A 24,193-nucleotide genomic window follows, 5' to 3' on the forward strand; every position below is an offset into this window, starting at 1 on the left:
CTAGAGTCTAAGAGGCTAGTCCAGTGACACAGGTCACACGGAAGGCCGCCGGTCCGACGGCCTTGATCTTCTACTAAGGGGACGACGATGTCCGCTCCACTGCTCTCTATCCTGATACTGGCGGCCATGTTCCTGCTGGCCACGGTATTGCCCCTCAACATGGGCGCACTGGCCTTCGTCGGAGCGTTCCTGCTGGGCTTCGTCTTCCTCGGCATGAGCACGGAAGACATCCTGGCCAACTTCCCGGGCGGCTTGTTCCTGACCATAGTCGGGGTGACCTACCTGTTTGCCATCGCGCAGAACAACGGCACCATCGACCTGCTGGTCCGGGGAGCCGTCAAGCTGGTCGGCAACAAAGTGGCCCTGATTCCCTGGATCATGTTCGCCATTACCGCGGTCATCACCGCCGTCGGCGCCCTTTCCCCGGCCGCCGTGGCCATTGTGGCCCCGATCGCCCTGGGCTTCGCCGCCAAGTATCGGATCAATCCCCTCATGATGGGCATGATGGTGGTCCACGGCGCCCAGGCCGGCGGGTTCTCCCCCATCGCCGTCTACGGTGTCACGGTCAACGGCATCATCGCCGAAACGGACCTCGAATCCAGCCCGTTTGCCGTGTTCATGTCCAGCCTGCTGTTCAACATCCTCATCGCCCTGATCCTCTTCTTTGTGCTGGGCGGGAGCAAGCTGCGTGCCAGCACGGCCGGCGCCTTCGTGGAACAGGTGGCGCAGGCACGGATGAACGCCAGCGTGGCCGGCCGCACCGACGTCGCCTACAAAGGCACCGGATCCGATATCTACGGCCCCCGCGACCCTGCCGGCGACGGACTCGCCGCCACCAAGACGCGCAGTGAGATCCTCCCCCAGATCGCCACCATCGCCGGCCTGATCACCCTCGCCGTCGTGGCCCTCGGCTTCAAGGTCGATGTGGGCTTCGTGTCCATCACCATTGCCATGGTCCTCGCCCTGATCTCGCCGCAGGCGCAGAAGGGCGCGATCAACAAGATCAGCTGGACCACGGTCCTGCTCATCTGCGGCATGCTGACCTTTGTCGGCGTCCTCCAGGAAGCGGGCACGGTCGAATACGTCTCCGACGGCGTCGTCGGACTGGGCATGCCGCTGCTGGCGGCACTGCTGATCTGCTACATCGGCGCCGTCGTCTCCGCCTTCGCCTCGTCAACGGCCATCCTTGCCGCACTGATCCCGCTGGCCGTGCCGTTCCTGGCATCCGGGGAAATCGGCGCGGTGGGCCTGATCTGCGCCCTTGCCGTCTCCTCCACCATCGTGGACGTCTCGCCTTTCTCCACCAACGGAGCCCTGGTGCTGGCCAACGCCCCCGAAGGCGTGGACAAGGACCGCTTCTACAAAAAGATCCTCGCCTACAGCGGCATCGTCGTGGTGGTGGGCCCGCTGGTGGCCTGGCTGGTCATGGTGGTCCCGGGCTGGCTCTAGTCCCGCCGCTGCTTCTGCCCGTACTTCATCAGGAAAGAGTTACCCATGAGCACCACATCCACTTCCCGCGGACCCCTGGACGGTTACCTGGTGGTCGACCTCAGCCGCGCCCTCGCCGGACCGCACGCCGGCATGATGCTGGCCGATCTGGGGGCGCGGGTCATCAAGGTCGAAACACCGGGCTCGGGTGATGACACCCGCGGCTGGGGGCCTCCCTTCGTCGGACCCGAAGACGACCAGCAGTCCACGTATTTCCTCTCCTGCAACCGCAACAAGGAATCGATCGCACTGGACCTGAAGTCCGAGGACGGCATCGAGGTACTGCAGCAGCTGGTCGAGCGGGCCGATGTGCTGGTGGAAAACTTCCGTCCCGGGGTGCTGGACCGCCTGGGCTTTTCCGCCGCCCGGCTGCATGAACTCAATCCCCGTCTCGTCATCCTTTCCATCAGCGGATTCGGCCATGACGGCCCGGAGGCCACCCGCAGCGGCTACGACCAGATTGTCCAGGGCGAGGCCGGACTCATGTCCCTGACCGGTTCCAGTGCTGCCGACCCGCAGCGGGTGGGGGTACCGATCGCGGACCTGCTCTCGGGCATGTACGGAGCCTTCGGCCTGCTTGCGGCGCTGCTCGAACGCGAACGCACGGGAAAGGGACAGGTGGTGCGCACTTCCCTTCTGGCCGCCGTCGTGGGCGTCCATGCCTTCCAGGGCACCCGGCACACCGTTGCCGGCGAAGTCCCCGCCGCGCAGGGCAACCACCACCCGTCCATCGCGCCCTACGGATTGTTCTCCTGCCGGGGCGGCAAGGTCCAGATCAGCGTCGGGAGCGAAAAACTCTGGGATTCGTTCGCCTCGGCCTTCGGGATCGACGCCTCCCGCCCGGAGTTCGCCGGCAACGCGCAGCGGGTGCGCAACCGGCAGGCGGTCATCGACGCAGTGGAGGAGGCCTTCGCGGAGATCGAAGCCGAACCGCTGCTGGAGAAGCTCCGGGCCGCCGGAATACCGGCCGGAAAGGTCCGCACCCTGGACGAGGTGTATGCCTGGGAACAGGTCCACTCCCAGGGGCTGGTGGTCGACGTCGACCATCCGGTCCTCGGTTCCGTTGCACTCCCCGGCCCGCCGCTGCGGTTCTTCGAGGCTGACCGGGGCGCCGAAACCACCCGCCGCTCCCATGCCGCCCCTCCCCTGCTGAACCAGCACGGCAGCGGAATCCGCAGCTGGCTCGCCGAGGAGGCCGAAGCATGAGCGTCCAGGCACCGCGCCGCCGGCTGGACGCCCGCGGGCTGCTGGACCTGGTGGTCGATCCCGGCTCCTACCGCTCCTGGGATTCTCCGGTGGCGTACACCGAGCACAGTGCAGCCTATGAAGCAGACCTAGCCGCCGCCCGGGAAAAGACCGGGGTGGATGAATCCGTGCTGACCGGGGAGGGCCGGGTCCAAGGGCGGCGGGTCGCCCTGGTGGTCTGCGAATTCGGATTCCTGGGCGGCTCCATCGGGGTTGCCGCAGCCGACCGCCTGACCGAGGCCGTGGAACGTGCCACCCGCGAGGGGCTGCCGTTGCTGGCGGGACCGGCCTCGGGCGGGACCCGGATGCAGGAAGGCACCCTGGCCTTCCTTTCCATGGTGAAGATCACCGCCGCCGTCCGGCGGCACAAAGAGGCCGGCCTGCCCTACCTCGTGTATCTGCGCCATCCGACCACCGGCGGGGTGATGGCCTCCTGGGGGTCGCTGGGGCACATCACCGTGGCCGAGCCCGGTGCCCTGCTGGGCTTCCTGGGGCCGCGGGTGTACGAAGCACTCTACGGCGAGCCGTTCCCCGCGGGGGTGCAGACCGCCGAGAACCTGCATGCGCGCGGGCTGGTGGACGCAGTGCTGGCCCCGGAGGAGCTGGCCGGAACCGTCCACCGGGCACTGTCCATGCTGGTGCCCGGACCCGCCTGGCCGGTACCGGAGCCCCCGTCCCTGGCGGCCCGCCCCGAGCCGGTGCCGGCCTGGGAATCCATCACCATTTCCCGCAACCTGCACCGCCCGGGAGTGCGCCAACTGCTGCACTTCGGGGCCGAGGACGTACTTCCCCTGAACGGCACGGGGCAGGGCGAAAAGGATCCCGGCCTCCTGTTGGCGCTGGCCCGTTTCGGGCAGACATCCTGCGTGGTGCTGGGCCAGGACCGGCAGCGCGGCGTCCTCCGGCCGGCGCTGGGGCCGGCGTCGCTGCGGGAGGCACGCCGGGGCATGCGGCTGGCGGAGGAACTGGGCCTTCCGCTCCTGACCGTCATCGACACTGCGGGCGCCGCACTGTCCAGGGAAGCGGAGGAGGGCGGCCTTGCCGGCGAGATCGCCCGGAGCCTGAACGACCTGGTGGGGCTGGACTGCCCCACGGTCTCGGTGCTGCTGGGCCAGGGGGCCGGCGGCGGGGCGCTGGCACTGCTCCCGGCCGACCGCACGGTCGCGGCGCAGCACGCCTGGCTTTCCTCCCTGCCGCCCGAAGGCGCGAGTGCCATTGTGTACCGCGACACCCTCCACGGCGAGCAGATGGCCGAATCGCAGGGGGTCACCGTCGCCGCGCTGGCCGCGCACGGGATTGTGGACCACACCGTGGCGGAGCTGCCCGACGCCGCCGCAGAGACACCCGCGTTCTGCCGCCGGATGGCGCAGGCGGTGGAATACGAGCTGGCGACGCTGCGGACGGTGCCCGCAGCCGACCGACGCCGGAAGCGGACAGCGCGGTTCCGGCAGCTCGGATCCGTGCTCTAGCCCACAGTGTCCCGGGCTGTGCCCCATGTTCCGCGGAAGCTTCCGTCCTAGCGAACTTGTAGCCTTCACACAAAATAGCGGTTCGCGGACGCAGCCCGTAAGCTCGCAGGTATGCCAGTGCGCCCCACCACGTCCGCTGCCTCGTCGCCGCCGGAAGCAGATCAACCCACCGTCGAGCGCCTGAAAGCGAACATCGGCAGGCTTTCGACCGCCACGCTGCAGCAGCTGGACATTTCGCTGCCCTGGTACCGGGGGCTGCGTCCGGACGAGCGCTCGGCGCTGGGCATGGTTGCCCAGAAAGGCATCGCGTCCTTTGTGAACTGGTACCAGCGTCCGGCCTCGCCCGCCTGGGTCCTCAGCGATGTCTTCGGTACCGCCCCAACCGAGTTGACCCGTTCGATCAGCCTGCAGAAGGCCCTCCAGCTGATCCGCGTGGTCGTGCAGGTAGTCGAGGACCGGGTACCCGAACTGGCCGGCAGCGAGGTCCAGTCCAAACTGCGCGAAGCGGTGCTTCGTTATTCGCGGGAAGTGGCGTTCGCCGCGGCGGATGTTTATGCCCGTGCGGCCGAAACCCGGGGCGCCTGGGATACCAGGCTGGAAGCCCTCGTTGTCGACGCCATCCTGCGCGGCGAGAGCTCCGACGCCCTCCGCTCCCGGATTGCCGCCGTCGGCTGGACCTCGGCGGCACCCGTGACCGTCATGGTGGGCAGCTCCCCTGCGGAAACGAATGCCACGTTCGTCAATGAACTCCGGCGGGCCACGGGCCGGCTGGCGGAAGACACCCTGGTCGGGATCCAGGGCGAACGGCTGATCCTGGTGCTGGGCGGACTGGAGGACAAGGCCTTCTCCTACACCCGCCTGTCGGAGCTTTTCGGCCCGGGACCGGTGGTCTACGGCCCGCCGGCGCTCTCGATCGTCGAGGCCGGCCCGTCGGCCCAGGCAGCGTTCGCCGGACTTACCGCAGCCCGCGCCTGGCCTGCTGCTCCCCGCCCGGTGGCCGCTGACGACCTGTGGCCCGAACGTGTGATGTCCGGAGACGACGCCGCCCGCAAGGCCCTGGTGCAGAGCATCTACACTCCCCTGCTGGGTGCCTCCAACGGGCTGGCCGAAACCCTCAGTGCGTATCTGTCGCTTGGCCACTCGCTGGAGGCCACCGCACGGGAACTCTTTGTCCACGCCAACACGGTGCGCTACCGCCTGCGGCGCGTCTGCGACGTGACCGGCTGGGATCCGATGCTGCCGCGGGAAGCTTTTGTCCTGCAGACCGCCCTGGTGGTCGGACGCCTAGCCCCGCCCGGAAAAGCAGCACCCGAGAAGCCCTCCGCCCGCCCGTAACCCTTGCACGGATGCCGCTCCCGGCTTGTAGACTTCCTACAAAGCCGTCCGGGGAGCTTGGTTCACGCAAACACCCGGCCCCGCCGCCTAAGTTTGGAAAGCTGTATACGTGCTTGCAATTGTCTGCCCCGGCCAGGGGTCCCAAACGCCAGGATTCCTCGCACCGTGGCTGGAACTGCCCGGCGTGCGGGATCACCTCTCAGCGCTCAGCGACGTCGCCGGGCTCGACCTGATTGCCCACGGCACGGTCTCCGATGAGGAAACCATCAAGGACACTGCCGTCGCTCAGCCGCTGATCGTGGCCGCCGGCCTGATGGCCGCCCGCCTGCTGCTGGAACCGGAGGCACTGACCTCCGCCACCGTCCTCGCCGGCCACTCCGTCGGTGAAATCACCGCTTCCGCCATCGCCGGGGCGCTTCCCGAGAAGGACGCCCTGGTCTTCGTCCGGGAACGCGCCAATGCCATGGCCCGCGCCGCAGCGGTGGAGCCCACCGGCATGAGTGCGGTCCTCGGCGGGGACCCCGACGACGTCGCCGCCGTGCTGGAAGCCGCCGGACTCACGGCAGCCAACGCGAACGGCGGCGGACAGACGGTCGCAGCCGGAACCCACAACCAGCTCGAGGTCCTCACTGCAGCACCCCCGGCCAAGGCACGGGTCATCCCCCTGAAGGTCGCCGGCGCTTTCCACACCTCCCACATGGCACCCGCAGTTACCGTCCTCGAAGAACTGCGACCGTCCCTTCTGCCCCAGGCCCCGCTGGCCACGCTGCTCTCGAACCGCGACGGTGCCGCCGTGACCTCCGGCGAGGCGAACCTGGACAGCCTGATCGCCCAGGTATCCCGCCCCGTCCGCTGGGACCTGTGCATGGAGAACATGCTGGCCATGGGCGTCACCGGCCTGCTGGAACTGCCGCCGGCCGGAACCCTCACCGGACTTGCCCGCCGCGGCATGAAGGGTGTGCCTACACTTGCCCTGAAATCCCCAGAAGACCTAACCGCTGCCCGGGAGTTCATCCGTGAGCATTCCGGAACGGCAACAACCGGAGAAGGTAACGCGTGAGCACGCCCACCCTGAAGCAGTCACCCGTCAATGAATACAGCCGGATCCTCGGCATCGGCGCCTTCCGGCCGGATGTCATTGTCAGCAACGAGGACGTCTGCCAGTGGATCGACTCCTCCGACGAGTGGATCCGCCAGCGCACCGGCATCGTGACCCGGCACCGCGCGGACAAGGGCACTTCCGTAGTGGACATGGCCGAAGCCGCCGGCCGTGAAGCCCTGAAGAACGCGGGCATCGAAGGTTCGCAGCTGGGCGCGGTCATCGTCTCGACCGTGACTCACCCGTACGCAACACCGTCCGCCGCAACCCAGATCACCGAGCGGCTGGGAGCAACCCCGGCCCCGGCCTACGACGTTTCCGCCGCCTGCGCGGGGTACTGCTACGGCATTGCCCAGGCAGATGCCCTGGTCCGTTCCGGCGCTGCCGACTACGTCCTGGTCATCGGCGTGGAGAAGCTTTCCGACTTCATCGACAACACGGAACGCACCATCTCCTTCCTGCTGGGCGACGGCGCCGGCGCCGTCGTCGTCGGTCCCTCCGACACCCCCGGCATCGCCCCCTCGGTCTGGGGCTCGGACGGCAGCAAGTCCGGCGCCATCGGCATGACCCACTCCATGCTGGACGTCCGTGAACTGTCCCTCGCGGCAGAGGCCGACGGCGGCGTAGGCCCCGCGGACCTGGCCGACCGGGACACCAAGCTCTGGCCCACGCTGCGCCAGGACGGCCAGACGGTCTTCCGCTGGGCCGTCTGGGAAATGGCCAAGGCAGCGCAGCAGGCGCTCGACGCCGCCGGCATCACCGCCGATGACCTCTCCGCCTTCGTCCCGCACCAGGCGAACATGCGCATCATCGACGAGATGGCCAAGCAGCTGAAGCTTCCCGAGTCGGTCGTGATCGCCCGGGACATCGCCGACGCGGGAAACACTTCCGCTGCGTCCATTCCCCTGGCCACCTACCGCCTGCTGCAGGAACACCCGGAGCTCAGCGGCAAGCTGTCGCTGCAGATCGGCTTCGGCGCCGGCCTCGTGTTCGGCGCGCAGGTCGTCGTCCTTCCCTAGTTTCCCCGCCCGCTGCAAGGCACAGCCCGTGCAGCCCCCAGAACCACACCGCTTCGGCGGTTGGAAAACCGAACCGGTCCCGGACCGGCACTACAAGAAAAGGAGCCACCATGGCTAGCAACGAAGAAATCCTGGCCGGCCTCGCCGAGATCGTCAACGAAGAGACCGGCCTGGCCCCCGAGGCCGTCGAACTGGACAAGTCCTTCACCGACGACCTGGACATCGACTCCATTTCCATGATGACCATCGTCGTCAACGCCGAAGAGAAGTTCGGGGTACGCATCCCGGACGAAGAGGTCAAGAACCTGAAGACCGTCGGCGACGCCGTGGACTTCATCTCCAACGCCCAGGCTTAACCCTCCGGCGGCCGCCGCCCCGCGGCGGCCGCCCGGCTCCGCCGGAACTGCACCTGCAACTGCTTCAAGAGAGTGAATCATGGCCCGCAAAGTAGTCATCACAGGCCTTGGCGCGACCACGCCCATCGGCGGGGACGTTCCCACCATGTGGAAGAACGCACTGCAGGGCGTCTCCGGCGCCCGCACGCTCGAAGACGAGTGGGTGCAGAAGTACTCCCTCCCCGTAACCTTCGCGGCACGGGCCTCCACTCCTGCCGGCGAGGTGCTGTCACGCGTCGAAGCCAAGCGGATGGACCCCTCCACCCAGTTCGCCGTCGTCGCCGCCCGTGAAGCGTGGGCCGACTCCGGCCTGAACGGCGATATCGACAAGGACCGCCTCGGGGTTACCTTCGCCACCGGCATCGGCGGCATCTGGACCCTGCTTGATGCGTGGGACACCCTGCGCGAAAAGGGACCCCGCCGCGTCCTGCCCATGACCGTACCGATGCTGATGCCGAACGGCCCCGCTGCCGCCGTCAGCCTGGACCTGGGCGCCCGCGCCGGCGCGCACACCCCAGTTTCCGCCTGCGCCTCCGGAACCGAAGCCCTGCATCTGGGCCTGGACATGATCCGCTCCGGCAAGGCGGACATCGTCGTCGCCGGCGGTGCCGAAGCATGCATCCACCCGATGCCGCTGGCCTCCTTCTCCTCCATGCAGGCCTTGTCCAAGCGCAACGATGACCCCGAGCGTGCTTCCCGGCCCTACGACCGCGACCGTGACGGCTTTGTCATGGGCGAAGGTGCAGGCGCACTGGTGCTCGAAAGCGAAGAGCATGCCCTGGCCCGCGGCGCCCGGATCTACGCCGAACTCGCCGGCACCGCCGTGACGGCCGACGCGTACCACATCACCGCTCCGGACCCCGAGGGCCTGGGCGCCACCCGAGCTTTGAAGGGCGCGCTCCTGGACGCGCAGGCGCAGGCCGAGGACGTTGTCCACGTGAACGCGCACGCCACGTCCACGCCGGTGGGCGACAAGCCGGAATACACCGCGCTCAAGGCCGCCCTGGGCAGTTCGCTCGATGGCGTGGCCGTGTCCGCCACGAAGTCACAGATGGGCCATCTCCTGGGTGCCTCCGGTGCTGTCGAAGCCGTGCTGACCGCGCTGGCGGTGTACGAACGGCAGGCACCGGCAACCATCAACCTGGACAACCAGGATCCGGAAATCCCGCTCGACGTCGTGACCGCCAGCCGCCAGCTGCGCGGCGGCGACATCGTGGCGCTCAGCAACTCCTTCGGGTTCGGCGGGCACAACGCAGTTGCCGTGCTGCGCAGCCGCTAGCCTTCCCGGGTAAGAAAAAGGCGTCCGGTCCCTTGCGGGACCGGACGCCTTTTTTGTCAGCTACGGGGAGGGAAGGGCCTAACCGACCTGGTGGAGCCAGCGCACCGGAGCGCCGTCGGCGGCGTGCCGGAAGGGTTCCAGTTCATCGTCCCAGGCCTCGCCCAGGGCCAGCGAGAGTTCATGGTAGACCGCGGAGGGGTCGCCGGCACCGTTTTCATAGGCGTACCGGATGCGGTTCTCGGAGACCATGATGTTGCCGTGTACGTCGGTGGCGGCATGGAAAATGCCCAGCTCGGGGGTGTGGGCCCAGCGGCTGCCGTCCGCGCCGGGGCTCTGCTCTTCGGTCACCTCATAACGGAGATGGGCCCAGCCGCGGAGCGCGGACGCCAGCAGGGAACCGGTGCCCTGCGGCCCGGTCCAGGCGATTTCTGCCCGTACCATGCCGGGCGCAGCCGGCTGAGGGGTCCACTGTAGATCCGTTCGCTTTTCCACGACGGATCCGATGGCCCACTCGATATGGGGGCACAACGCGGAAGGGGCAGAGTGCACAAACAGTACTCCGCGCGCCATCACAACAGACATTCCATCCTCCATAGCTGTAGGTACGTCTTCCCCAACGACCTTGCTGCATGGACGGATATCGAGCCCTATGTGTCCGCTGTCCATCATTGTGCCGCAAGTTACGGCGATGCGCCAATGGTGCTCCCTGCGTCGCTCCGATGCCCGGATTACCGTGCCTCCCGGCGGACCTCAGGCCCGCGGATGGGCCTGGCTGTAGCTCCGGCGCAGCCGGTCCACGGAGACATGCGTGTACAGCTGGGTCGTGGCCAGCGACGAGTGGCCCAGGATTTCCTGGACCGCACGCAGGTCTGCCCCGCCGTCAAGCAGATGGGTTGCGGCAGAGTGGCGGAGAGCGTGCGGTCCGGAGGCAGAGGTATCGGGCACGGTTTCCAGGAGACCGGCAACGACGCCGCGGACCTGGCGCTGGTCCACCCTCCCGCCGCGCTTGCCCAGGAACAGGGCGGGGCCGCTGTTGGCGTTGGCCAGCGACGGCCGGCCGCGGCGCAGCCAGTCATCCACCGCGAGCGCGGCCGGCAGGCCGTACGGCACCGTGCGCTCCTTATTGCCTTTGCCCAGCACGGTCAGTGTCCGGCGGTCCGGCTCGAGGTCATCAACGTCCAGGCCGGCCAGTTCCCCCACCCGGATGCCCGTGGCGTAGAGCAGTTCCACCATTGCCCGGTCCCGCAGGGCTACGGGGTCGCCCTCGGCGGCAGCGGCCTGCAGGGTTTCAAACAGCTCATCCAGCTGATTGCTGCGCAGCACACCGGGGAGGGTCTTTTCCTTCTTGGGTGCCTTCAGCCGCAGGGCCGGGTTCTCGCTGATCAATTCCTCACGCAGCGCCCAGTTGCTGAAGCTGCGGGCCGTTGCGGCGCGGCGGGCAAGTGTGGAGCGGGCCTGCCCGTCTGCGCTGAGTTCGCCCAGCCAGCCGCGCAGGATGCCCAGGTCCAGTTCCTTCAGCGACCCGGCGCCGGAGGACACAGCGTAGGTCAGCAGTTGGGACACGTCCGACTCGTAGGCACGGACGGTATGTTCCGACCGGCCGCGTTCCGCGGTCAGGTAGCGGCAAAAGCCTTCCAGGGCGGCATGGAATTCCGCGGGCCATACGGTTCGGTCTGCTGGGGATGTCACCTCTTCACTGTTCTCTGTTTGCCGCCGGCGTTCAAGCAGGCACGCTGTCGGTCCGCAGACAGCTGCGCCGCAGATGCTCTGTCTGCGGTGCGCGCTCCAGGTCCAGCAGGTACCGTTTCGCGTCCACCCCGCCCGAGTATCCGGTCAGGGCTCCGCGCGAGCCGACCACCCGGTGGGTGGGAACAACCAGGTTCAGGGGGTTGTGGGCCAGCGCGGCGCCGACGCTCCGCGCCTTGGCTGCATCACCGAGGCGCACCGCCACCTCCTTGTAACTCGCGGTCCGCCCGTAGCCGATGCCCGCTACCTGTTCCCACACCCTGCGTTGGAACTCGGTGCCCTGCGGATTGGTGTCCACTTCGAAGCAGCACCGCCTGCCCTCGAAGTATTCCGCCAGCTGCCGTTCGATATCTTCAAACCCTTCCTCCGCAGCTATCCCGTAGGGTGTGCTTCCCCCGGCGGGTGCAGGCGGCGGTCCGAGCCGCACCGATGCCAGGACTCCGTCCAGTGCCACGAGGGTGAGCACCCCTATCGGGGAGGTGATGATTTTATGCGTAACCATGATGGTGTTCCTTCCTGGGTAAAGCAGTGAGTGAAGGCAGGGGTGAAGCTAGTGCCGTCCGCGGCGCCACAGATCCGTGCCGTACCGAACTGCGAGGCCTTCCAGCTCCAGCCGCGCCAGTCCGGCCCGCACTCCGGGCGGGGACAGGCCGGCAACGGATGCCAGCTTGTCGATGGAGGTTCCGCTGCGGACGGGGAGTGCATCCAGCAGGAGAAGGTCCTCGATGTTCAATCCGTCATGAACAGCCCGGCGGTTTACGCCCCCGCTGCCGGGCTCTCCCTGCTCCCCGGGCCAGCCGGCATCGACCGATGCGGTGCCGTCCGGCACGGCGGTGCCCAGCGGTCCGGCCAGCTCGGCAACCTCCTGCGCATCGGTCACGCAGACTGCGCTCCCGTCACGCAGCAGCCGGTGGCAGCCGGCGGAGTTGGCCGAGTACACCGATCCCGGCACGGCACCGACCTCCCGCCCCAGTCCCGCCGCATGGTGCGCAGTATTTAACGCGCCCGACCGCCACCGGGCCTCCACCACCACGGTGACGGCGCTCAGAGCCGCAATGATGCGGTTGCGCTGCAGGAACCTCCAGCGGGTGGGTGCCGAGCCGGGCGGAACCTCGGACAGCAGCAGCCCGCGGTCGGCAACGGCACGCAGCAGGTCTTCGTTGCCGGCCGGATAGAACCTGTCGGCTCCGCAGGCCATGACGGCGATGGTGGCTGCAGCTTCGGCAGGGGCAGCAGCGAGTGCGGAACGGTGGGCCTGGGCGTCAATCCCGTAGGCACCCCCGGAGACCACTGTGTATCCGCGGTTAGCCAGTCCCGCCGAAATGTCCCCCGCGATGGATAAGCCGTATCCGGTGGCGTCCCGGGAACCGACCACCGCCACTGTCTGCTCCAGTACGGGCAGCCCCCCGGCCAGGTCTCCGCGTACCCACAGGCACAACGGCATCCCCGTCTCCAGATGGCGCAACTGCTCCGGCCAGCGGGAATCCTCCGGAACGAGCAGCTCACCGCCCAGACGGCGTATCGCGGCCAGGTCGCGCTCCGGGGCCAGCTCCGGCACCCGCGGAGCCCACCGTTGGAGTGCCTCGGCGAGTGCACCTGGCTGGCCGCCGTCCGGGGATAGGTACCGGGCGGTGGCAGAGGTCAGTTCCGGCGATGCGGCGACGGCTCCGGTGGCAACCTGCAGGGCCTGCACCGGGCCGGCGGCTGCCACGAGGGCCAGGCCCACCGTGTCCGACGGTTCGAAGAGCCGGGACAACGCCGCCCGGGCCGTCACCACATCATCGACGCTCATGCTGCTGCTCCCTGCCGGCGGAAGGCCAGCGCCTGCCCGACGTCGTCGGCGTCCGGGGCTCCGTGCCCGTTAAGATCGGCGACGGTCCAGGCCACCCGCAGTACCCGGTCATAGCCGCGTGCCGTCAGCAGCTGCCGTTCCATCGCACGGTCCAGTGCCGCAGTCGCCTTGGACGGCGGCCGCAGGCTCTTGCGCAGCAGTGTGCCGGGAACCCCCGCATTGGTTTCGCAGTCCAGCGGCCCCAGCCGGTCCCGCTGCAACCGCCGGGCCTCCCGCACCCGGGCGGCCACCGTGGACGTGGTTTCACTGCCCTCGGCGCCGAAGTAATCGCCCAGGGAGACCCGCTGGACCGCGAGCTGCAGGTCCACCCGGTCCAGCAACGGCCCTGACAACCGGCCGAAATAGCGGCGCCGCTGCGTTGAGGTGCAGGTGCACTCCAATCCTTTGCCTGCGGCCAGTCCGCAGGGGCAGGGGTTCGCGGCGAGGACAAGCTGGAAACGGGCCGGGTACACCGCAGTACCGGCGGCCCGGTGCAGGACCAGTTTCCCGCTTTCCAGCGGCTGGCGCAGCCCGTCCAGGACCCGCCGTTCATACTCGGGGGCTTCGTCGAGGAACAGCACGCCGCGGTGGGCACGGGAGGCGGCACCGGGACGGGGAATACCCGAACCGCCGCCGATTACGGCGGCGGTGGAGGCGGTATGGTGCGGGCTCTCAAAGGGCGGCCGGCGGAGCAGGGAACTGCAGGGGCGCCCCTGCCAGGCCAGGGAGTGGATGGCGGTGACTTCCATTGCCTGGTCGTCGGGAAGGTCAGGAAGGATGCCCGGCAGCCGTTCCGCCAGCATGGTCTTTCCCGCTCCGGGCGGACCGGTCATCAGCAGGTGGTGCGCTCCGGCGGCGGCCACTTCGAGGGCGAACCGGGCCTCGGTCTGCCCTGCCACGTCTGCAAGATCGGGAACCCGTAAGGCGGGTGTGTCCTCTTCAGGATCATCGCCGGTCCGGGCCACGGGCGGCGGATAGCTCAGCTGTTCGGGGTTGGCGCCGAGATCGGCCGCCACCTCGGCCAGGCAGGTGTACCCCCGCACCTGCGCGGCGGGAACCAGCGCAGCTTCGGCGGCGTTCTCCGCCGCTACCGCAAACTGCGTGTAGCCGGCCGCCACCGCGGCCATCACCGCCGGAAGGATGCCCCGGATGGGCCGGAGCCTGCTGTCCAGCCCGAGTTCGGCCAGGAAGACGCACCGGCCCGGGCTTCGGAGCACCCCGCCCGCGCACAGAGCGGCAACGACAATGGCCAGGTCGAAACCGGAACCGTGCTTCGGTACATCCGCCGGCATCAGGTTCACGGTGATCCGGCGCCGGCTCAGCGGAAGCCCCGCGTTCTTTGCCGCGGATTTCACCCGGTCGCGGGCCTCGTTGAGCGAGGCATCCGGCAGGCCCAGCAGGACGAAGGAGGGCAGGGACTGGCCGATGTCCGCCTCGACCTCAACAATCCTGCCCTGCAGCCCGACCAGCCCCACCCCGTAGGTCCGTCCGAGTCCCATCAGGAGATCCCCCGCAGGTGCTCCACGACGGGCGGATGGGTACCGTCATCGAGGATCGACACTGCGTCGACCCGGCGGTGGGTGAAATAGCGGCTGTTGGCCCGAGCCCAGGCGCCCGCCAGCAGATAGAGGCGGGCGAGTTTGGCCGGCCCGATTGCCTCGAACGGATGCCCGAAGTCCAGCGAGGACCGCGTCTTCACTTCCACCACCACCAGGGTGGCCCCGTCCACCGCGACCAGGTCGATTTCACCCTCCGGACACCGCCAGTTCCGGTCGATGATGCGCAGCCCCGCCTCGGTCAGATACCGCGCCGCGAGCTCTTCTCCGCGGCTGCCCAGGATGTCTTTGGCTTTCATGTCCACCACAGTCGCCGCCACGGACGGGACCCGGCAGCAGGGAACGGCGCAGTGTGGAAAAAGACCCCGCCGCAGCAGCCACGCCGTCCCTGTGGAGGAACAGGCCCGGGTTGGGCCGGTCCGGCTCAGCGCCCGGCTCAGTGTCCCGGATACACCACCGGCATCGGCGTCAGCGTGACGGATTCCAGCATGGGCGCCGGCAGGGCACCCTCGAACCGCCGGGCCAGGGTGATGTGCGGGCGCAGGGTCGCGGCGAACATAAAGTTCGGGTCCGCCGCCATGAAGGCAGCAGTATCACGGACCCCGCATGCGGCCAGGAATTCCACCAGCACCGCCAACAGCTGCCCGTGCAGCGCCGTGAGTTCCGGCGTGGGCAGGTATTCCACCACCAGCGTCGATCCCCTGGCACCGAACCCGGCCAGTCCCGCCGGTTCGAGGCGGAAGGATTCAGGGGGCAGCAGTGCCTCCGTCCGGGCAATGTACCCGGTGAGCAGCTGCTCATAGTCCGGCAGGGAAATACCCGACTGCCGGGAAAGAATCCGGTGGACGTCCAGCACCTTGCCGAAGTGGATCAGGGTCAGGTGCAGCTGGCGCCGCGGCACCAGCCGGGCGCCGGCGGGCAGTGCCTCCTGCAGTGACACCAGATGGGCCAGTGAGGGACCGTCGGGCTGCATCTGGGCGTAAAGCCGGAGGTTGGCATCGAAGCCGGGGCGGGATGCGGACATGCCGGTTAGTCTAGGCCGCATCCGCCGTCGGCTACGCTGTCCGCATGGCTTTCGACATCCCGTCGCTGGACGACGGCACCCTCCTGCTCCGCCCGCACACCGCGGCGGACCTTGACGCCGTGCACGCCCGCTGCGTTGACCCCCTGTCGATCCAGTGGACCACCGTCCCGCTGGATTACACCCGCGACATGGCGGCGGAGTATCTGGCAGCCATCTCGGTACCGCAGGACGACGCGGTGTCCTGGGCACTCGACCTCGAAGGCAGCTACGCGGGAACCATCGACCTGCGCTTCCAGGGTGCGGCGTCCGGCTCCCTGGGATTCGTCACCTCGCCGGAGTACCGCGGCAGGGGGCTCATGTCCCGTGCCGTCCGGCTTGCGGTAGGCCATGCCTTCGACCATCTGGAATGGGAGGTGGTGACCTGGAGCGCCAATACCGGGAACGTCGGAAGCTACAAGACGGTCTGGCGCTGCGGTTTCCCGCAGCCGGTTGCCGTGCCGTATCTGCTCAACCACCGCGGAAAGATGGTGGAGGGCTGGATTTCCAGCCTCGCCCGGGAGGATCCCCGGGAGCCGTCGGTGAGCTGGGCGGAGACGGCCGAAAGGCTGCTGCCGGTCAAGGCGGGATAGACCCTAGAGTTCGTCGGCTTTGGGCAGGGTGAGGTCGTCGTTGCGGGTCAGTTCCTCCACGTTGACGTCCTTGAACGTAATCACGCGCACGCTTTTGACGAACCGGGCGGACCGGTAGACGTCCCAGACCCAGGCGTCCTGCAGCGTGAGGTCGAAGTAGATCTCGCCGTCGGCGGACCGGGCCTGAAGGTCAACGTGGTTGGCCAGGTAGAAACGGCGTTCGGTTTCCACGACATAGCTGAACAGACCGACGACGTCGCGGTACTCCCGGTACAGCTGGAGCTCCATGTCCGTTTCATAGTTCTCAAGGTCTTCGGCGCTCATGTTCCTATCATCCCCCAACTGTGCTTAGGTCGTCGCCGGCCTCCGCTACCGGTTCGCCCGGACGCGGCTTCGAGCCCAGCCGCCAGGACATGCGGTGCAGCGGCGTGGGTCCGTGGACGTCGATGGCCGCTCGGTGCGACCCGGTGGCATATCCCTTGTTGATCTCCCACGAATAGTGCGGGTTCGAAGCGGCAAACTCTATCATCATGGCGTCGCGTTCAACCTTCGCCAGGACGCTGGCGGCCGCCACGCTGAGGCACTGCATATCCGCCTTGATCCGGGTAAATACCGGTGCCGTGCAGCCTTCACCTGCGGCCGCAGCAGGAGCCCCTGCCGCTCCCCCGACATCGTCGAAGCCGTCTAACTCGTCGAACAGGCTCCCCTGCCGCTCGGGTGAGAGCCAGTTGTAGTTGCCGTCCAAAAGCACGACGTCGGGACGCACCGTTTGGCACACCTGGTCCCAGGCGCGCGTGCCGGCCAGCCGAAGCGCAGCCGTCAGCCCGTGCAGGTCGATCTCGGCGGCGGTCGCGTGGCCTACACCCCAGGCCAGGGCCCACTTCTTGATCTGCGGAACCAGCGCATTGCGGTCCGCCACGGAGAGCAGCTTGCTGTCCCGCACGCCCTTGAGGGACCGTACGCTGGCCAGGTCCACGGCCACCAGGCCCACCGAGACGGGTCCGGCCAGGGCACCGCGGCCCACTTCATCGCAGCCGGCCAGAATCCGGTGCCCCGAGGCAGCGAACGTCCGTTCGTGCCGCAGGGTGGGTGCCTTGGCAGTGGAAGTCACTGTCCGCTGCTCGGTTCGGGGACGTCCTCGAAGACCTCCGAATAGCTGCTGACCCCGCCGATGCGGTTCAGCGGCCAGGCGGTGACCACTGCCTTGCCTTCGATGTCCGACACGTCGACGAAACCGCTGCCCTCGCCGTACTGATGCTCGCGTGAATCCGCGGAGGCATTGCGGTGGTCCCCCATCACCCAGACCTTCCCCTCGGGAACAACTACGTCGAAGGGGATGTCGGAAGGCGCAGCGTCGGGGTACAGGTAGGGCTCGTCCAGCGGCTCGCCGTTCACGGTGATCCTGCCGTCCGCGTCGCAGCAGACCACGTGGTCGCCCTCGGTGCCGATGACCCGCTTGACCAGGTGCTGCTGGGACTCATCCGGCAGCAGCCCCACGAAGGTCAGCGCCTCGCGGACCGGGTTGGTTGCCTTCTCCGCGGTGGGCGGCAGCCAGCCCTTGGTGTCCTTGAAGACCACCACGTCACCGCGGTTCAGGTCGATGGGTTCGGGGACCAGGAGATTCACGAAGATGCGGTCATTGATCTCCAGCGTCTCCTCCATGGACCCGGACGGGATGTAGAAGGCCCGGAAAAGGAAGGTCTTGATCAGGAAGGACAGCACGAGCGCTATCACCACGATGGTGAGGACTTCCTTCAGCCAGGCTCCGAAGCCGCGCTTTTTCTCCTTCGGCACGTGGGCGCCGTGATCCCGCTGGTCCCCGGAGCCGGGCGTCCCGTTCGGGGACTGGTCCGGTTGCTGCGACATTGCGTTTCCTCTTATTTCTCCGTGTTCCACTCGGCTCCTAAGGATAGCCGGTCAATACTGGTACTGCGTTCGAGCGGCCAAAGAATCCGCTGGGCTTCTCCGATAACCCGTTCGGTGGAAATCAGGCCGCCGCCGGGAGCCCCCAGCAGGGAGCGGGAGTCCGCCGAGACTGAGCGGTGGTCCCCCATCAGCCACAGCCTGCCCTCCGGAACGACGACGTCGAACGCGGAGTCGCTGGGGGTGTCCCCCGGGTAGACGTACGGTTCCTCCACCGGAGTTCCGTTGACCGTGATCCGGGGATCCCCGTCGGAGCAGCAGCTCACATGGTCGCCCGGCACGCCGATGACCCGTTTCACGTAGACGGTGTCGCTGCCGGCCAGGCCGAGCCAGCGCCCTACGGTGACCGCGGCGTCGGCCAGCGCCGGACGTCCGCTGTGCAGGGGTGCGAGGGAGCCCCGGCCGTCGAACACCACTACGTCGCCGCGCCGGATCTCCGCCGTGTCGTACGCGGTGCGGGAAACGAGGATCCGGTCCCCGGGTTCCAGCAGCGGCTGCATGGAATCGGAGGGGATGTAGAAGACGTCAAACAGGAAGGCCCGGACGAGTGCGGCCAGGATCACGGCCGCGGCGAGAGCACATAGCACAAAACGCCAGCCCACAAACCGGGACCGGCGTTTCGCGTGCTTCGCGGGGGGACCCCCGGAGGCGGATGCTGCAGTCAAGTAAATTACTTGGCGGGACGGAAGTCGCGCTTTTCCTTGATCTTGGCTGCCTTGCCGCGCAGGTCGCGCATGTAGTACAGCTTCGCGCGGCGGACGTCGCCCTTGGAGACGACCTCTACCTTGTCGATGACCGGGGAGTGTACCGGGAAGGTACGCTCGACACCGACGCCGAAGCTGACCTTGCGGACCGTGAAGGTCGCACGGAGGCCGTCACCCTGGCGCTTGAGCACGAAGCCCTGGAAGACCTGAACACGGGTGTTCTTGCCTTCGATGATGTTTACGTGAACCTTGACCGTGTCACCGGCGCGGAACTCGGGGATGTCCGTACGCAGGGAGGCTGCGTCAACAGAATCTAGGATGTGCATGGTGTATCACTCCTGGTGAACGCCACAGGTCATTCACTTTGGTAACGGCAGCAAGAATGCGCCCGAAGGCTGCACGGATGCTGTCGAAGCTAGAGACCGGCAGGACCTAGGATGGATTGCCGGTGTGTACATATCTGTTGGCCGCGTTCCCCCTGTGGCAGGTACGGACCCAGATGACACAACTCCCTATTTTGCCATATGCGGTGGAAGGGCACCAATCCGGTGCTGCCGCGGCGCCGCTGCGCTCAGGCGGGCGGGCAGACCCTTCCGTCGCGGACGTCATAGCCCAGCGCCGCCAGGGTGGCGCGGTCCGCCTTGTCCAGCGAAGAGGCATCGAGCTTTTCGATCAGGTCGGGCCGGCGTGCCGCGGTGCGCCGCAGCTGTTCATCCCGCCGGAACCGGGCAATTTTGCCGTGGTTTCCGCTGAGCAGGACCTCGGGGACGGCACGTTCGCGCCAGTCGGAGGGCTTGGTGTAGACCGGGTATTCCAGCAGTCCGTCCGAATGGGATTCCTCCACCAGAGACTCGGGATTGCCGACGACGCCGGGCACCAGCCGTCCCACGGCCTCCACCATGGCCAGCACCGCCACTTCCCCGCCGTTAAGCACGTAGTCGCCCAGGCTGACCGGGCGGACGTCGAAGCGTTCCCCTGCCCATTCCAGGACCCGTTCGTCAATGCCCTCGTAGCGGCCGCAGGCGAAGACGAGGTGCTTTTCCTCGGCCAGCTCGTAGGCCATGGCCTGGGTAAAGACGGCACCGGCAGGCGAGGGAACAATCAGGACCGGCCGCCCGTCGCCGTCGCCGGCCACCGCGTCCAGGGCCTGCGCCCACGGTTCGGGCTTCATGACCATGCCCGCTCCCCCGCCGTACGGGGTGTCATCGACGGTGCGGTGCCGGTCCGTGGTGAAGTCCCGCAGGTCATGGACGGCCAGGTCCAGCAGGCCTTCGGTCCGGGCCTTGCCGATCAGTGACAGCTCCAGGGCTGCCAGGTACTCGGGAAAAATGCTGACGACGTCGATGCGCACTTACTGTCCGGCTTCCTTCGTTTCGGCCGGTGCTGCCTTGCGGTCCTCGGGCTTATTCAGCTCGAACAGGCCCTCCGGCGGGGTGAGCAGCACGTAGCCGTCCTCAATGTTCACTTCGGGGACGATCGCCTCGACGAAGGGTACGAGGATTTCCTCTCCGCGGCTGTCCTCGACCACCAGCAGGTCCTGGACCGTGAGGGTGCGCAGGGCGCTGACGGTGCCGACGACGTCGTTCCCCACCCGGGCCTTCAGGCCCACCAGTTCGTGCTCGTACCAGCCTTCGTCGTCGTCGTCCTCGTCCACTGTTTCGGTGTCGATGAACAGCTTGACGCCGCGCAGTTCCTCGGCGCCGTTGCGGTCCGCGATTTCCTCGAAGCCCAGCAGCAGGATGTCCTTGTTCCAGCGCGCGCTGCTGACCGTCAGCGGGCCCTTGGCGGCCGGCTCCACGGTGAGTTCGGTGCCCGGGACAAAGCGGTCTGCAGGTGCGTCGGTCAGCACCTGGACGGTTACTTCACCGCGGATGCCGTGCGGCTTGCCGATGCGTGCCACCTGTAACTGCATGGATTCTCCTCTGTGGGGGTTTCGTTGCCTGGCTTGGCCGGCCTGAAAAAAATCCGGCCCCTTCACCATTATCTGGTGTCGGGGCCGGATCCTGTGTACTGCTGTTACTGCAATGAAGAACTGTTCGCTTCCGCAGCGCCGTCGGTGATCTTTACCGGATCAGCGGCGCCGGTCCGTGTCCACTACGTCCACCCGGACCTGCTCACCGTTGGCAAGGGCTGCGATGACCGTGCGCAGTGCGCGTGCGGTCCGTCCCTGCCGGCCGATGACCCGGCCGAGGTCGTCCTGGTGAACCCGAACCTCGAGGGTTTCCCCGCGGCGGTTGCTCTTGGCGGAAACGACGACATCCTCAGGATTGTCGACGATTCCGCGCACGAGGTGCTCCAGCGCTTCAGCGAGCAAGTTACTCTGCCTCAGCCTCGGTGGAGGCCTCGGGGGCCTCTTCCTTCTTGGCCTTGGGGGTGATGGCCTCGGGGACAATCACGGACTTCTTTTCGGGAGCCACGAAGGCTTCCTTCGGGGCCTTGGTACGCAGGGTACCTTCCTGGCCGTCGATGTTCTTGAACTTCTGCCAGTCACCGGTGATCTTCAGCAGTGCTGCGACCTGCTCGGTGGGCTGGGCGCCGACGCCGAGCCAGTACTGCGCACGGTCCGACTTGATGTCGATGTACGAGGGCTCTTCGGTCGGACGGTACAGTCCGATTTCTTCGATGGCACGGCCATCGCGCTTGGCACGGGAATCCATGACAACAACGCGGTAGTGTGCTGAGAACTTCTTGCCAAGGCGCTTAAGGCGAATCTTTACGGCCACTTTTGTGGTCACTCCTGATCTGAAATGGGGCGAACCCGTACTTCTGCTCCCGTGGGGCGGGCCATAACGTTGGGGTTCAAAAGGACAAGATGCATGCACGGAGAGAGGGGCCGCGCAGATCGAGTACCTGACCATTGTGCCAGATGACTCCTTGTTTCGCGACTCGCCCGGCTGCAGGCGCGGCGGCGGCGAAATCAGCCGACGGCGACGCGCAGCCGGTCCGCCAGCGCCGCGACGTCGTCCGCGGAGGGAACGCTGATCAGCACCTCCCCCAGGCCCAGGGTGTCGCGGCGGGGGCCGGCGCCGCGGCTGTTCCACACATTCATGGCCATGTGGTGGTGGTAGCCGCCGGCGGAAACGAACAGGGCCTGCCCGTGGAAGCCGGCCGTGCGTTCGAACCCTAGCGTGTCCACGTAGAACGCGGCCGCGGTTGCCGTGTCCCCTACCTGCAGGTGGACGTGCCCGACGCCGGCGCCCGCACCGTGGAGTCCCTCCAGTGCCGCTTCGGTGAGGTGGGTGCGGAAGTAGTTCTGCGGGGGCAGGGACAGCGATGCCATCCGCACTTCCCTGCCCGTGTCGGTCTCGTCCCAGTTCCAGGTGCTGCGCGGCTTGTCATAGTAGAGCTCAATGCCGTTGCCTTCGGGGTCGGTGAAGTAGAACGCTTCGCTGACCAGATGGTCGGCAGAGCCGGCGAAGGCGGACGGGTCATGCCGGGCGGCGGAGGCAACAGCGGCGGCGAGGTCCGCCTGGGTGTCAAAGAGGATGGCGGTGTGGAACAGGCCGGCCTCTCCGCGGGAGGCGACCTGCAGGCCCGGGGCGGAGGCAAGATGGACCACCGGCACGGCACCCCGGCCCAGGTACATCCCGCCGTCGGCCTCTGCCACCACGTCCAGCCCGAGGGCACCCTGATAGTAGGCCGAGACCTTCGCCAGGTCGCCCACCTTGAGCATCACCGTTCCCATGGTGAGCTCGTTGGGCAGCCGGTCTATTACTTGAAGGTTCATGTAACGAGTTTACTTGAAGCTTCACGTATTGGCCAGTGCTGCCCTCATCGCGACCCGGGGGCCCAGCGCATCCAGACCAAGGGCGGCTTCGTGCTGCCGCACCGCGGCCAGTTCCCCGACGGGCTCGCTGACGACCTCGAAGCCGCAGCGGGCGTAGAACGGAGCGTTGAACGGCACATCCGCAAACGTGCACAGGGTCATTGAGGTGTACCCCTGCTGCCGGGCCCAGTCGAGGGCGGCCTCGACCAGCGCCCGTCCCACGCCGGCACCCGCGGAGCCGGGATGCACCGAAAGCTGCTCGAGGTGGGCCTGGCCGTCACACTCCTCCAGCCGGGCGAACCCCACCGGCGGGGTGCCTGCCACCAGGATGTGCAGGGCAGCAGCGAACTCCGGAAGCTGTGCCGCCGGCGGCAGCTCGGCAGCTGCCGGCAGCGTTGTCTCCAGCAGGGTGTCGGAAGCCTCCTCCAGTGCGGGCAGGAACGCCAGGTCCCCCGGGCCCGCGCTCCGGATGGCCACCCCGCCCATCAGCTGTCACCGGTCCGGTGCCCCCGGGCGAGGAAGTCCCGGATGGCCTGCCGCCCGGCGTCGGTGTCCTGCGGGCGGTGGTTCCCGCCGACCTGCCGGTGATCGGCTCCGGTGGAGACCAGGAATTCGGCCACTTCCTCATACAACGGCTCCCATCCGCCGGTGAGGACCAGGGTGGGGACGCCCGGAACAATGTCCAGCGGTTCTTCCCACGGCGGAAGACCTTTTTCGGGGGCAGCCTCAAAGAGCGGCTGCAGCAGGTTCCGGTGCGCCGTGGTGGCGGGGAGGTCGCGGGTCAGGGAGAAGACGGCCGGCTCGCACAGGACCAGGGACGAAACCCTCGCCGGGTTCTGCAGGGCGGCCAGCATGGCCGGAACCGCGCCGGCGGAATGCGCCACCAGGTGCCCGCCGCCGGCCAGTTCCTCAGTGATGATCGCGATGTCGGCAGCCAGGTCCTCGGGCACCGGTCCGACGGCGGCGCCAAAGCCGTGGCGCCGCAGGAACAGGCAGTCATAATCAAGGGCAAGTCCGTGCTGCCGCGGCCAGGCAGCGGCGCCGAAGCTGCCCGCGCCGTGTACAAACACCACCCGTTCCCGAGCCACACCCACTCCTACTGTCCAAGAACTCCGGAGAAGCCCTCCAGCGGCGGCATCATCCTGCGCAGTGACGGCGGCGCGGCAACCGGCCCCGCGGAGGCAGGCTCACCGTTGACCAGTTCCACCACGGCGCCCAGTTCCAGGGCCTCCAGCGCAGCGGCCCACTGCTTGGCCGGTTCCCCGCCGTCCGGGCCGGCGAGCGGGACAAAGCGGGCCTCCCACTCCCCTCCGGCTCCGGTGAAGCCCGTGACGGAGGTGGCCACCGTGCCGCCGTCGAACAGGAAGGCAATGGAATCCCCCTGCCCCCGGACGCCCTGCACATAGTCCAGGACCAGGACCCGGCCGATGTCGAACTCCGGATCCAGGGTGGCGCGGGCCATCCGGCGGGCGGCCGAGCGCGGGTCTTCCCCGCTCTTCACGACACCGCCGGGCAGCTCCCAGGCCCCGCCGCTGCGCAGCAGCAGCACCCGGTCATCGCTGGTGCGGATCAGCACGTGCGCGGTGATGCTGCGCCGGAAGACCGACCCGTAATAGCCGCTTAGCCCCTGTGCCGCCATGCTGGCCCCCTCCTTTGCCGAACCTCAGCGGTGCCGGGGATGGCCG

General features: G+C 67.8%; 29 protein-coding genes. 9 read left to right on the forward strand and 20 right to left on the reverse strand.

Annotated elements, in window-relative coordinates; all coding sequences use genetic code 11:
- The first annotated feature begins 87 nt into the window (after positions 1-87).
- The 8 genes from AC5RT8_RS04195 (at position 88) to fabF (ending at position 9,329) form a co-directional block, all read left to right on the forward strand.
- Complete coding sequence (locus AC5RT8_RS04195; protein WP_494094421.1) at positions 88-1,449, forward strand: SLC13 family permease; 1,362 nt, start codon at positions 88-90, stop codon at positions 1,447-1,449.
- A 45-nt stretch (positions 1,450-1,494) separates the two neighbouring features.
- Positions 1,495-2,694: a CaiB/BaiF CoA transferase family protein gene (locus AC5RT8_RS04200; RefSeq protein WP_494094422.1), complete on the forward strand. Its 1,200-nt coding sequence runs from the start codon at positions 1,495-1,497 to the stop codon at positions 2,692-2,694.
- Positions 2,691-4,202, forward strand: a complete 1,512-nt coding sequence (locus AC5RT8_RS04205; protein WP_494094423.1) for a carboxyl transferase domain-containing protein — start codon at positions 2,691-2,693, stop codon at positions 4,200-4,202. Before AC5RT8_RS04200 ends, AC5RT8_RS04205 begins: the two co-directional genes overlap by 4 nt.
- Before the next feature lie 111 nt (positions 4,203-4,313).
- On the forward strand, positions 4,314-5,537 hold the full coding sequence (locus AC5RT8_RS04210; protein WP_494094424.1) for a PucR family transcriptional regulator: 1,224 nt from the start codon (positions 4,314-4,316) through the stop codon (positions 5,535-5,537).
- A 109-nt stretch (positions 5,538-5,646) separates the two neighbouring features.
- Positions 5,647-6,597 carry an ACP S-malonyltransferase gene (locus AC5RT8_RS04215; protein ID WP_494094425.1) on the forward strand — a complete coding sequence of 317 codons (951 nt, stop codon included), beginning with the start codon at positions 5,647-5,649 and terminating at the stop codon, positions 6,595-6,597.
- On the forward strand, positions 6,594-7,655 hold the full coding sequence (locus tag AC5RT8_RS04220; RefSeq protein ID WP_494094426.1) for a beta-ketoacyl-ACP synthase III: 1,062 nt from the start codon (positions 6,594-6,596) through the stop codon (positions 7,653-7,655). The genes AC5RT8_RS04215 and AC5RT8_RS04220 overlap by 4 nt, the downstream gene beginning before the upstream one ends.
- A 110-nt stretch (positions 7,656-7,765) precedes the next feature.
- A complete protein-coding gene (locus AC5RT8_RS04225; RefSeq protein WP_055240832.1) occupies positions 7,766-8,011 on the forward strand; it encodes an acyl carrier protein in 246 nt (81 codons plus the stop codon).
- 79 nt (positions 8,012-8,090) lie between these two features.
- Positions 8,091-9,329 (forward strand): beta-ketoacyl-ACP synthase II, encoded by a 1,239-nt coding sequence (gene fabF, locus AC5RT8_RS04230; protein WP_494094427.1) that lies wholly within the window; start codon positions 8,091-8,093, stop codon positions 9,327-9,329.
- A gap of 78 nt (positions 9,330-9,407) precedes the next feature.
- Here the strand turns inward: fabF and AC5RT8_RS04235 are convergent, their stop codons facing one another.
- The 7 genes from AC5RT8_RS04235 to AC5RT8_RS04265 form a co-directional block, all read right to left on the reverse strand.
- Positions 9,408-9,911 carry a DUF3145 domain-containing protein gene (locus tag AC5RT8_RS04235; protein WP_494094428.1) on the reverse strand — a complete coding sequence of 168 codons (504 nt, stop codon included), beginning with the start codon at positions 9,909-9,911 and terminating at the stop codon, positions 9,408-9,410.
- A 168-nt stretch (positions 9,912-10,079) separates the two neighbouring features.
- On the reverse strand, positions 10,080-11,018 hold the full coding sequence (locus tag AC5RT8_RS04240; protein WP_494094429.1) for a tyrosine recombinase XerC: 939 nt from the start codon (positions 11,016-11,018) through the stop codon (positions 10,080-10,082).
- Between the two features lie 31 nt (positions 11,019-11,049).
- Positions 11,050-11,577 carry a methylated-DNA--[protein]-cysteine S-methyltransferase gene (locus tag AC5RT8_RS04245; protein ID WP_494094430.1) on the reverse strand — a complete coding sequence of 176 codons (528 nt, stop codon included), beginning with the start codon at positions 11,575-11,577 and terminating at the stop codon, positions 11,050-11,052.
- 48 nt (positions 11,578-11,625) lie between these two features.
- A complete protein-coding gene (gene dprA, locus AC5RT8_RS04250; protein ID WP_494094431.1) occupies positions 11,626-12,867 on the reverse strand; it encodes a DNA-processing protein DprA in 1,242 nt (413 codons plus the stop codon).
- Entirely contained in the window at positions 12,864-14,405 is a 1,542-nt protein-coding gene (locus AC5RT8_RS04255; RefSeq protein ID WP_494094432.1) for a YifB family Mg chelatase-like AAA ATPase, read from the reverse strand. The genes dprA and AC5RT8_RS04255 overlap by 4 nt, the downstream gene beginning before the upstream one ends.
- Entirely contained in the window at positions 14,405-14,770 is a 366-nt protein-coding gene (locus AC5RT8_RS04260) for a YraN family protein (RefSeq protein WP_494094540.1), read from the reverse strand. The genes AC5RT8_RS04255 and AC5RT8_RS04260 overlap by 1 nt, the downstream gene beginning before the upstream one ends.
- Before the next feature lie 128 nt (positions 14,771-14,898).
- Positions 14,899-15,486 carry a 2'-5' RNA ligase family protein gene (locus AC5RT8_RS04265; protein WP_494094433.1) on the reverse strand — a complete coding sequence of 196 codons (588 nt, stop codon included), beginning with the start codon at positions 15,484-15,486 and terminating at the stop codon, positions 14,899-14,901.
- A gap of 44 nt (positions 15,487-15,530) precedes the next feature.
- Here AC5RT8_RS04265 and AC5RT8_RS04270 point away from each other — a divergent pair, with 44 nt between their 5' ends.
- Entirely contained in the window at positions 15,531-16,115 is a 585-nt protein-coding gene (locus AC5RT8_RS04270; protein ID WP_494094434.1) for a GNAT family N-acetyltransferase, read from the forward strand.
- A gap of 3 nt (positions 16,116-16,118) precedes the next feature.
- Here the strand turns inward: AC5RT8_RS04270 and AC5RT8_RS04275 are convergent, their stop codons facing one another.
- The 13 genes from AC5RT8_RS04275 to AC5RT8_RS04335 all read right to left on the reverse strand — a co-directional run bounded on the left by AC5RT8_RS04275 (position 16,119) and on the right by AC5RT8_RS04335 (position 24,147).
- Positions 16,119-16,439: a DUF2469 domain-containing protein gene (locus AC5RT8_RS04275; protein ID WP_227901490.1), complete on the reverse strand. Its 321-nt coding sequence runs from the start codon at positions 16,437-16,439 to the stop codon at positions 16,119-16,121.
- 7 nt (positions 16,440-16,446) lie between these two features.
- Positions 16,447-17,226, reverse strand: coding sequence for a ribonuclease HII (gene rnhB, locus AC5RT8_RS04280; protein ID WP_494094435.1), 780 nt, complete (start codon positions 17,224-17,226; stop codon positions 16,447-16,449).
- Positions 17,223-17,981, reverse strand: a complete 759-nt coding sequence (gene lepB, locus AC5RT8_RS04285) for a signal peptidase I (RefSeq protein WP_494094436.1) — start codon at positions 17,979-17,981, stop codon at positions 17,223-17,225. Before lepB (AC5RT8_RS04285) ends, rnhB begins: the two co-directional genes overlap by 4 nt.
- 11 nt (positions 17,982-17,992) lie before the next feature.
- Positions 17,993-18,703 carry a signal peptidase I gene (gene lepB / locus AC5RT8_RS04290; RefSeq protein ID WP_494094437.1) on the reverse strand — a complete coding sequence of 237 codons (711 nt, stop codon included), beginning with the start codon at positions 18,701-18,703 and terminating at the stop codon, positions 17,993-17,995.
- 5 nt (positions 18,704-18,708) lie between these two features.
- Entirely contained in the window at positions 18,709-19,068 is a 360-nt protein-coding gene (gene rplS, locus AC5RT8_RS04295) for a 50S ribosomal protein L19 (RefSeq protein ID WP_494094438.1), read from the reverse strand.
- Positions 19,069-19,313: 245 nt separating this feature from the next.
- Complete coding sequence (trmD, locus tag AC5RT8_RS04300) at positions 19,314-20,093, reverse strand: tRNA (guanosine(37)-N1)-methyltransferase TrmD (protein ID WP_494094439.1); 780 nt, start codon at positions 20,091-20,093, stop codon at positions 19,314-19,316.
- Positions 20,094-20,654 (reverse strand): ribosome maturation factor RimM, encoded by a 561-nt coding sequence (gene rimM / locus AC5RT8_RS04305; RefSeq protein ID WP_494094440.1) that lies wholly within the window; start codon positions 20,652-20,654, stop codon positions 20,094-20,096.
- Between the two features lie 159 nt (positions 20,655-20,813).
- A complete protein-coding gene (locus AC5RT8_RS04310; RefSeq protein ID WP_494094441.1) occupies positions 20,814-21,056 on the reverse strand; it encodes an RNA-binding protein in 243 nt (80 codons plus the stop codon).
- 1 nt (position 21,057) lies between these two features.
- Positions 21,058-21,465: a 30S ribosomal protein S16 gene (gene rpsP / locus AC5RT8_RS04315; RefSeq protein WP_227923663.1), complete on the reverse strand. Its 408-nt coding sequence runs from the start codon at positions 21,463-21,465 to the stop codon at positions 21,058-21,060.
- Positions 21,466-21,659: 194 nt separating this feature from the next.
- On the reverse strand, positions 21,660-22,469 hold the full coding sequence (locus tag AC5RT8_RS04320; RefSeq protein ID WP_494094442.1) for a VOC family protein: 810 nt from the start codon (positions 22,467-22,469) through the stop codon (positions 21,660-21,662).
- A gap of 21 nt (positions 22,470-22,490) precedes the next feature.
- Positions 22,491-22,985: a GNAT family N-acetyltransferase gene (locus AC5RT8_RS04325; RefSeq protein WP_494094443.1), complete on the reverse strand. Its 495-nt coding sequence runs from the start codon at positions 22,983-22,985 to the stop codon at positions 22,491-22,493.
- 8 nt (positions 22,986-22,993) lie between these two features.
- The gene (locus AC5RT8_RS04330; RefSeq protein WP_494094444.1) at positions 22,994-23,596 is read right to left on the reverse strand and encodes an alpha/beta fold hydrolase; all 603 of its coding nucleotides are present in this window, start codon (positions 23,594-23,596) and stop codon (positions 22,994-22,996) included.
- 8 nt (positions 23,597-23,604) lie between these two features.
- Complete coding sequence (locus tag AC5RT8_RS04335) at positions 23,605-24,147, reverse strand: NUDIX domain-containing protein (RefSeq protein WP_494094445.1); 543 nt, start codon at positions 24,145-24,147, stop codon at positions 23,605-23,607.
- Positions 24,148-24,193: the final 46 nt, after the last annotated feature.

The sequence above is a fragment of the Arthrobacter sp. Ms25 genome (assembly GCF_059090365.1).

Bases quoted from the DNA above. Each gene is read 5' to 3' on its own strand.
- AC5RT8_RS04245 (WP_494094430.1), bottom strand. From the start codon at position 11,577: ATGGTTACGCATAAAATCATCACCTCCCCGATAGGGGTGCTCACCCTC.
- AC5RT8_RS04195 (WP_494094421.1), top strand. From the start codon at position 88: ATGTCCGCTCCACTGCTCTCTATCCTGATACTGGCGGCCATGTTCCTG.
- dprA (WP_494094431.1), bottom strand. From the start codon at position 12,867: ATGAGCGTCGATGATGTGGTGACGGCCCGGGCGGCGTTGTCCCGGCTC.
- rplS (WP_494094438.1), bottom strand. From the start codon at position 19,068: ATGCACATCCTAGATTCTGTTGACGCAGCCTCCCTGCGTACGGACATC.
- fabF (WP_494094427.1), top strand. From the start codon at position 8,091: ATGGCCCGCAAAGTAGTCATCACAGGCCTTGGCGCGACCACGCCCATC.
- rimM (WP_494094440.1), bottom strand. From the start codon at position 20,654: ATGCAGTTACAGGTGGCACGCATCGGCAAGCCGCACGGCATCCGCGGT.
- lepB (WP_494094436.1), bottom strand. From the start codon at position 17,981: ATGTCGCAGCAACCGGACCAGTCCCCGAACGGGACGCCCGGCTCCGGG.
- AC5RT8_RS04200 (WP_494094422.1), top strand. From the start codon at position 1,495: ATGAGCACCACATCCACTTCCCGCGGACCCCTGGACGGTTACCTGGTG.
- AC5RT8_RS04235 (WP_494094428.1), bottom strand. From the start codon at position 9,911: ATGTCTGTTGTGATGGCGCGCGGAGTACTGTTTGTGCACTCTGCCCCT.
- AC5RT8_RS04210 (WP_494094424.1), top strand. From the start codon at position 4,314: ATGCCAGTGCGCCCCACCACGTCCGCTGCCTCGTCGCCGCCGGAAGCA.
- AC5RT8_RS04225 (WP_055240832.1), top strand. From the start codon at position 7,766: ATGGCTAGCAACGAAGAAATCCTGGCCGGCCTCGCCGAGATCGTCAAC.
- AC5RT8_RS04320 (WP_494094442.1), bottom strand. From the start codon at position 22,469: ATGAACCTTCAAGTAATAGACCGGCTGCCCAACGAGCTCACCATGGGA.
- AC5RT8_RS04265 (WP_494094433.1), bottom strand. From the start codon at position 15,486: ATGTCCGCATCCCGCCCCGGCTTCGATGCCAACCTCCGGCTTTACGCC.
- AC5RT8_RS04275 (WP_227901490.1), bottom strand. From the start codon at position 16,439: ATGAGCGCCGAAGACCTTGAGAACTATGAAACGGACATGGAGCTCCAG.
- AC5RT8_RS04255 (WP_494094432.1), bottom strand. From the start codon at position 14,405: ATGGGACTCGGACGGACCTACGGGGTGGGGCTGGTCGGGCTGCAGGGC.
- AC5RT8_RS04270 (WP_494094434.1), top strand. From the start codon at position 15,531: ATGGCTTTCGACATCCCGTCGCTGGACGACGGCACCCTCCTGCTCCGC.
- AC5RT8_RS04335 (WP_494094445.1), bottom strand. From the start codon at position 24,147: ATGGCGGCACAGGGGCTAAGCGGCTATTACGGGTCGGTCTTCCGGCGC.
- AC5RT8_RS04205 (WP_494094423.1), top strand. From the start codon at position 2,691: ATGAGCGTCCAGGCACCGCGCCGCCGGCTGGACGCCCGCGGGCTGCTG.